Below are 6,457 nucleotides of genomic sequence, written 5' to 3'. Positions count from 1 at the left end.
GCATACGAGGTAGGCTCCGGTCTCGTGGGCTCGGAGAGGTGTATAAAGAGACAGGGGTGGTTGGACAGGCGGATGCGCCCCTGGTGCTCTTCCAGGATGCGCTGGACGATGGACAACCCAAGGCCGGTGCCGCCCCGGCGCTTGCTGAAGAAGGGCTCGAAGACATGGGGGAGGTCCTCGCCCCGGAACCCGGGCCCCCCATCGCGGACGGTGCAGCGCACCCAGGTGCGGCCCGTCTCCTCCACCGCGTCCGCGGTGACGCGGACCGTCGCCCCGGCGGGGGAGTGCTGCACGGCGTTCTCCACCACGTTGCGGAAGACATGGAACAGCCGCCGTGAGTCCATGCGCACCGGCGGCAGTCCGTCCGCCCACTCCCGCGCGAGCTTCACCGCCGCCTTGTCCCCGGCCAGCTCGCACGACGACAGGGCCTCCGCCACCACGGGGGGCACCGCGCCCTCGGTCCACTCGCCCCGCGTGGGGCGGCCGTACTCGAACAGCTCCTGCGTCAGGTGGGTGAGCCTTCGCACCTCGCCGCGCAGCACGTCCAGATAGGGCTGCAGCTCCGGGCGCGTGCCGAAGGTGGCCTCCACCGCGTCCACCACGGCGGAGATGGAGAACAGCGGATTGCGCACCTCGTGGGCCACGCCCGCGACGATGGCGCCCATCGCGGCCATCGTCTCACTGCGCCGCACGTGGGCCTGCAGCTCCAGGAGCCGGGTGATCTCCGTGGCCACCAGGATGATGCGCGGATCCTCGCTGCCGGCCTCGTCCACCCACGCGGCGCCCAGCTCCCAGGTGCGCCCGGACGCGGCGTCGTGGACCTGACTGAGGGCGCTGCCGTGCGTGCGGCGCAGCTCCTCCACCAGGGCCACGGCGCTGGACCAGGGCGGCGCTCCGTCCGTGGAGGACAGGGGCTGGCCCGTGGGATCCGCTTCGTGGAAGAGCACGCGGGCGGCGTCGTTGAGGCGCTGGATGGTGCCATCCGCGCTCAGCACCGCCAGCGGGGAGGACACGGCGTCGAAGGTGCGGCGCCACTCGGTCGCGGAGCGGCGGAAGCTGTCGTGCAGGCGCTGGCGCAGGTCGTCCGCGAGGCGCCGGTCGGTGATGTCGGTGACGACGCAGCCCAGGTGCACGGCGTCCTGCGCGTCCAGCCCGGAGGCGGCGGCGCGGCTGCGCACCCAGCGGACGCGGCCGTCGGCGCAGATGATGCGGTGCTCCACCTCCGCCTCCGCGCCAGGGGGCAGCCCTTCGATGCACTCGCGGTAGCGGGTCCGGTCCTCCGGGTGGATCATCTCCGCCCACAGCGGCGCGGGCGTGCCCTCCGCCCCCGGGCGCGTGAAGGCGCTCGGCGGGTAGCCGGTGGTGCGCTCGATGACGGGCGTGCAGTAGAAGTCACGCAACACGCCGCCCCGCACCTTCCCACCCCAGAGGTAGTCCGGCAGCGATCGGGTGAGCACGTCCAGGCGCCCCTCGTGTTCCTGGAGGGACTGCTCGGCGCGCATCCGCTCGGTGACCTCCGACAGGGACGCGATGACGCCCAGCACCCCGCCGTCGGCGCCGCGCACGCGCGAGTAGCTGCCGAACCAGAAGCGCGTCTCGCCCGGGGCGGCGGGGGTCTCCACCTGGAGGCTGACGTCCTGCAGGGGCGTGTCCGTCGCCAGCGCGCTCCCCAGCCGGGGCGCCAGTCGGGTTCCCAGCGCGGGCAGCACCTCCGCGACGTGGCGGCCCAGGTGCGCGTTGACGGGGAGGCCGTTCATCGCCGCGAGCGCGGCGTTGACGTGCACGTACTTGAGGTCCCGGTCGAAGAAGGCGAAGCCCACCGGCGTGATGTCCATCACCGCGTCGCGCAGCGCCCGGGCGTCATCCGCCTGCTGGAGCGCCCGGGTGCAATCGGCGCGGGTCCTGGACAGCAGGCGCAGCGCCACCAAGGCACCGACGGAGGCGAGCAGGAACGAAGCGCCCGCGAGCAGCGCGATGCGAGGACCGGGAGCCCAGGTGGCCGTCCACCCCGCGACCGTGCCCATGAGCAGGGCGCACGCGAGGGCGAACCCGGTGGCGCGGAGCAGCAGTCGGGACGGAGTCAGGAGGGACATGGCGCGCGGGGAGCGCGCGAGGACTCTACGATCCCTTTCATCCCCGTGCATCGTCGCCAGCGGCGACCGGCGAGGGCGTTGGACAAAGGCCCAGGCCTGCTCCGGTCGCCCCGCGGCAGCGCGATACCGGGCGTGAAAGCACCCTAGACGGCCGGGCTCGCGATGATGTCGGGCGGCCCGGGGCGGTTCGGATCATGGGCCGGAGGCTCCTGGATGCCCGGGGCAATCTCGGGGTCCTGTTGGGGCGCGGGCGGCTCCCGACGCGAGGGCTCGCCCGGCGGAGGGTCCCGCTCTGGCACCTGCCGGCGAGGCGGATCGATCTCCGGTGTGGGCTTCGGCTCCGGCTCCGTCACGGGCTTCGTGGGTGGATTCGTCTGGGGATTCGTTGGCATGTGACTTCACTCTGCGCACGCCACCCCGCCAGGGCACCGGGCGCGTGCCCCCGCTGGAGGCGTGTGCGCGCTGGTGAACGAATGCCACCGCGACCCGCCAGGTCAGGGGGCGAAGGCGTCGGACTCCGGAGCCGGACGGGCGTGCTGTCGCGTGGCCCACACCTCCACCACCGGCTCGATGCGCGGGGTGAGGTGGAGCACGGAACCGGGAAAGCAGCGCTCCGGCAGCTCCGCGAAGAGCGCCCGCGCCTGCTCGGCCTCCCGCACGCTGCCCACGGCGACGTGGGGCCGGACGATGAGGTCGGTGAACTGCGCGGTGCCCGTCGGGCCGCCGCTCACCAGCCGGGCCATCGCGGAGCTCTGGTAGAAGAGCACGTTCACGCCGACCTCCCGCGCGCCGTCGAGGAAGGCGTGCAGGGTGCGGCCCTCCACCGCGCCCACCAGCAGCGCTTCGGGAGCCCATCGGCCGTCCTGCGCTCCGTCCGGAGCACTCAGCGGAAGGCCAATCGGAACGGAGGGCGCATGGTCGCTCGTCAGCACCGCGCCGCGCTCCCCCTGCCAGTAGAGGCGCGTTTCGTACTCGGTGATGGAAACGGAAGTCATCGGACGTCCCCCGGCCAAGGCGTTTTGCAATGCGCTTTCAACACGCATGCCGCGACAATGCTTCGCAGGTCGCGGTGCCGTGCCCTGGGGGGCAGGTCCTCCCAGGTAGGGTTGTGATCGCGAGACCACACGCGCCCTGGCCTGGGATGCGGACAGGCATGAACGGCCCTTCCGGGCGATATCGCCGCCGCTGTCTTTGCTTCACATCCAGCACCTCTTGGCCTGACACGGAGGTGGCATGGAAGCGAAGCAATGGGGCGGGATGCGGGGTTCGCGCGCTGGATGGCTTTGTCGGGGGGGCTGGCGACTGCCGGCCCCGCCGCGCACGCTGGACGCGGGTCCAGGTGCCATGAACGGGCCCTCGCGCCACCGTGCGAGGGGCATCCCCTGCGGCTGGAGGGCCGCCTGCCCACGGGTGGGCACTCCCGCGACGCGTGGGCACCGTGAACGCGCATCCTCTTCCTGCTGCATGAATGTCGGGAGGCACCCCATGATCGAGGCCTATGCGAGTCAACTGATCCAGGCACCCGCGGACGTGGTCTGGGACAGGGTGGCGGGGTTTGACAGCCTTCCCCGCTGGCACCCGGGCATCATCTCCAGCGAGCGGGTGGCCCGCCCGGGCCCTGGCGCGGGGCCGCTGCGAAGGCTCACCCTGCGCGATGGCGCGGTCTACCTGGAGGCGAGACTGGAGCACGACGCGCACGCCCGCTGCTACGCGTACGCGATGTTGGAGGGGCCGCTGCCGGTGCGTGACTTCCGGGCGAAGCTGCGGGTGACGCCGGTGACGTCGACAGGCCAGACGTTCGTGGAGTGGCACGCGACGTTCGCGCCCGCGCCCGGACACGAGGCCGAGGCGGGCATGCTGTCCCAGCGGATCCGCGACGACTTCTTCGCCCCCGGGCTCACGGGGCTCGCGCACACGTTCCTGCCACCCCGGACGCGCACGTCCACGCCCGGGATGGAAGGGCGGCACTGAGGACTCAGAGCCGCTGGAGGAAGCGCACCAGGTCCTGCTTCTGCGTGGGGGTGAGGACCTCCGGCGGCCCGCCCGGGAACTCGGGTGGGTTCAGCGGCAGGCCCATCGCCACGATGCCGGGCAGGATGAAGCGGCTGTAGGTGTCCACCGAGTCCGCGAGCGTGGCGTGGCTGTTGTCGTGGAAGTACGGCGCGGACCGGGCGATGCCGCGCAGGGACGGCACGTCGAAGGCCTCGAACTCCGTCGGGTCGCCGCTGATGAGCGCGCGGCCCGGGTCCGTCGAATACCACTGGGCCACGAGCGCCGGCCCGACGATGGGCGCGCCGTGCTCGTCCAGCGCGGGGTTGATGTCGTCCGGGTGTCCGCTCGCGGTGACGGGGATGGGCGGCAGGTCGGTGACGGCGTGCTGGCGGGTGGCGTCGGTGTAGAAGCGGAAGCGGTACTGGGGGAAGTCCACCGAGTCGTTGAAGAGCGGCACGACGCCGCGCTGGCCCAGGTACGTCATCAACCCGAAGCCGATGTTGAGGAACTCGCTGTGAGGGCGGGGCACGTTGACGGGCGTGGGCCGCTGTCCCGGCGTGACGGTGTACCGGATGTTGCCGTCGGGCTTGAGCGCGAAGAAGAGCGAGTCGTGGACGTCACGCCGCACGATGCGGTTGCGGGTGCGGTCGCCGTGGCAGGCCTCGCACGCCAGGTTGTAGACGTCCCGGCCGCGCCGCTCGGAGGCGTCGAGCGCGAGCAGGACGTCCGGATCCGGGATGTCGCTCAGGGGCACGCCCAATTCCAGCAGGTCCGACACGAAGCGGGCGCGGGGGGAGCTGAACACGCTGCGCTCGAACGCGGCGATGCGCTGGAGCACCGGCGCGGGCACCGTCCCGCCCTGGCTGTGGCTCGTGACGGCGTTCTGGGCCTGGACGGTGAGGCTCGTCTCGCGGCCGTCGAACTGGAAGGGGCCGGAGAAGCCGACGTCGGCGATGCTCGGCACGCCGCGCCAGACGGAGATCTTCCGGTCCGGGGCGGTGATGACGTGCCCCTGCACGTCGATGACGTCCATGTTCGGGGGCAGGGGGAGCACCACGCGCACCAGGCCCTTCTTGAGGTGCGCATAGGTCGGCGTGGGGGCCGAGGGGTCATCCGCGTCGATGCGGTTGAAGAGTGGGTCCCCGGGGTTCCGGGCCCAGACGGCCTCGACGTGCTCCGGGGTGAGGGCCGTGTTGTCGGAGAGGACGTGGCACGTCGCGCACGAGCGGCCGTTGGTGCCGGGCAGGGCCTGCTGGAAGTGCTGTTTCCCGGCGAGGGCCTGCCCCGGCGACCCCAGCGCCGCCTGGGACGTGGCGGGTTCGGGGACGACCTCGACGGGCGACGACGCCCCGGTGTCCGTGCAGCCCGCGAGTCCGGCGAGCATGAAGGCCCCCAGCGTGCTCGCGATGAATTGATTCCCTGTCATGTGTTCCCCTCGCGGAAGATGCGGCGGCAGGGGAACACCGGACCTCCGCGCAGTTGTCACCGCTCCACGAAACGAAGGGGACCATGGACACCATCCGCAATGGCAGGCAGGCAGCGAAGGTGAAGTTGGATCGCATCCCCGCGGCTCCGCCGAAGAAGGTGGACCGGGACGAGGCGAAGACGGAGTTCGACGCGCTGGGGGAGGAGCTGTTCGACCTGCAGGACCTGCTGTGGGGCGCGAAGATGAACTCGGTGCTCATCGTCCTGCAGGGGCGCGACACCGCCGGCAAGGACGGCACCATCAAGAACGTGGTGGGCTGCCTCAACCCGCGCGGCGTGAGCGTCACCTCGTTCGGCGTGCCCAGCACCGAGGAGCGCGAGCATGACTTCCTCTGGCGCGTGCACCTCAAGGCGCCGCGCCAGGGCGAGTTCTCCATCTTCAACCGCTCCCACTACGAGGACGTGCTCGTGGCGCGGGTGAACAACCTGGTCCCCAAGCCGCTGTGGAAGTCGCGCTACCAGCACATCCGCGACTTCGAGACGCTGCTGTCGGAGCACGGCACCATCGTCCTCAAGTTCTTCCTCCACATCAGCCAGGAGGAGCAGGAGCAGCGGCTGCTGGCGCGGGAGAAGGAGCCGCGCAAGGCGTGGAAGATCAGCGCCGGGGACTGGGAGGACCGCAAGCACTGGGCGGACTACACGCAGGCCTATGAGGACGTCTTCGCCCAGACGTCCACCGAGCAGGCGCCGTGGCACCTGGTGCCCTCTGACGCCAAGTGGTACCGCAACCTCGTGGTGGCCCGCACGGTGGTGGAGGCCCTGCGCCCCTACCGTCAGCAATGGCAGGAGCGGCTGGACGCGGTCGGCGTGGAGAAGAAGGCCGAGCTCAAGGCGTGGCGTAAGAAGCGCTGACCCGGCCATGACATGGGGATGGGACAACGATGGAC

6 protein-coding genes are annotated in these 6,457 nt (G+C 71.5%); 2 read left to right on the top strand and 4 right to left on the bottom strand.

Annotation, left to right across the window (positions count from 1 at the left end; genetic code table 11):
* From D7X12_RS18235 to D7X12_RS18230, 3 genes are all read right to left on the bottom strand, one after another.
* Positions 1-2,093 (bottom strand): PAS domain-containing sensor histidine kinase (locus D7X12_RS18235; protein WP_120626543.1); only part of this gene is annotated, 2,093 nt, incomplete at its 3' end.
* Positions 2,094-2,236: 143 nt separating this feature from the next.
* On the bottom strand, positions 2,237-2,485 hold the full coding sequence (locus D7X12_RS42460; RefSeq protein ID WP_147443713.1) for a hypothetical protein: 249 nt from the start codon (positions 2,483-2,485) through the stop codon (positions 2,237-2,239).
* 102 nt (positions 2,486-2,587) lie between these two features.
* The gene (locus D7X12_RS18230) at positions 2,588-3,088 is read right to left on the bottom strand and encodes an OsmC family protein (protein ID WP_120626542.1); all 501 of its coding nucleotides are present in this window, start codon (positions 3,086-3,088) and stop codon (positions 2,588-2,590) included.
* A gap of 490 nt (positions 3,089-3,578) precedes the next feature.
* On the opposite strand from D7X12_RS18230, the gene D7X12_RS18225 reads away from it, so the two are divergent.
* Positions 3,579-4,064 (top strand): SRPBCC family protein, encoded by a 486-nt coding sequence (locus D7X12_RS18225; protein ID WP_158620068.1) that lies wholly within the window; start codon positions 3,579-3,581, stop codon positions 4,062-4,064.
* Positions 4,065-4,068: 4 nt separating this feature from the next.
* Here the strand turns inward: D7X12_RS18225 and D7X12_RS18220 are convergent, their stop codons facing one another.
* Positions 4,069-5,511 (bottom strand): cytochrome-c peroxidase, encoded by a 1,443-nt coding sequence (locus tag D7X12_RS18220; RefSeq protein ID WP_120626540.1) that lies wholly within the window; start codon positions 5,509-5,511, stop codon positions 4,069-4,071.
* A gap of 83 nt (positions 5,512-5,594) precedes the next feature.
* Here D7X12_RS18220 and D7X12_RS18215 point away from each other — a divergent pair, with 83 nt between their 5' ends.
* Positions 5,595-6,422, top strand: coding sequence for a polyphosphate kinase 2 family protein (locus D7X12_RS18215; RefSeq protein WP_120626539.1), 828 nt, complete (start codon positions 5,595-5,597; stop codon positions 6,420-6,422).
* Positions 6,423-6,457 lie beyond the last annotated feature (35 nt).

The sequence above is a fragment of the Corallococcus sicarius genome (assembly GCF_003611735.1).
Lineage (GTDB): Bacteria > Myxococcota > Myxococcia > Myxococcales > Myxococcaceae > Corallococcus > Corallococcus sicarius.
The sequence above is the reverse complement of the archived record's forward strand: the minus strand, read 5'-3'. Positions and strand labels throughout refer to the sequence as shown.

Bases quoted from the DNA above. Each gene is read 5' to 3' on its own strand.
- D7X12_RS42460 (WP_147443713.1), bottom strand. From the start codon at position 2,485: ATGCCAACGAATCCCCAGACGAATCCACCCACGAAGCCCGTGACGGAG.
- D7X12_RS18230 (WP_120626542.1), bottom strand. From the start codon at position 3,088: ATGACTTCCGTTTCCATCACCGAGTACGAAACGCGCCTCTACTGGCAG.
- D7X12_RS18225 (WP_158620068.1), top strand. From the start codon at position 3,579: ATGATCGAGGCCTATGCGAGTCAACTGATCCAGGCACCCGCGGACGTG.
- D7X12_RS18220 (WP_120626540.1), bottom strand. From the start codon at position 5,511: ATGACAGGGAATCAATTCATCGCGAGCACGCTGGGGGCCTTCATGCTC.
- D7X12_RS18215 (WP_120626539.1), top strand. From the start codon at position 5,595: ATGGACACCATCCGCAATGGCAGGCAGGCAGCGAAGGTGAAGTTGGAT.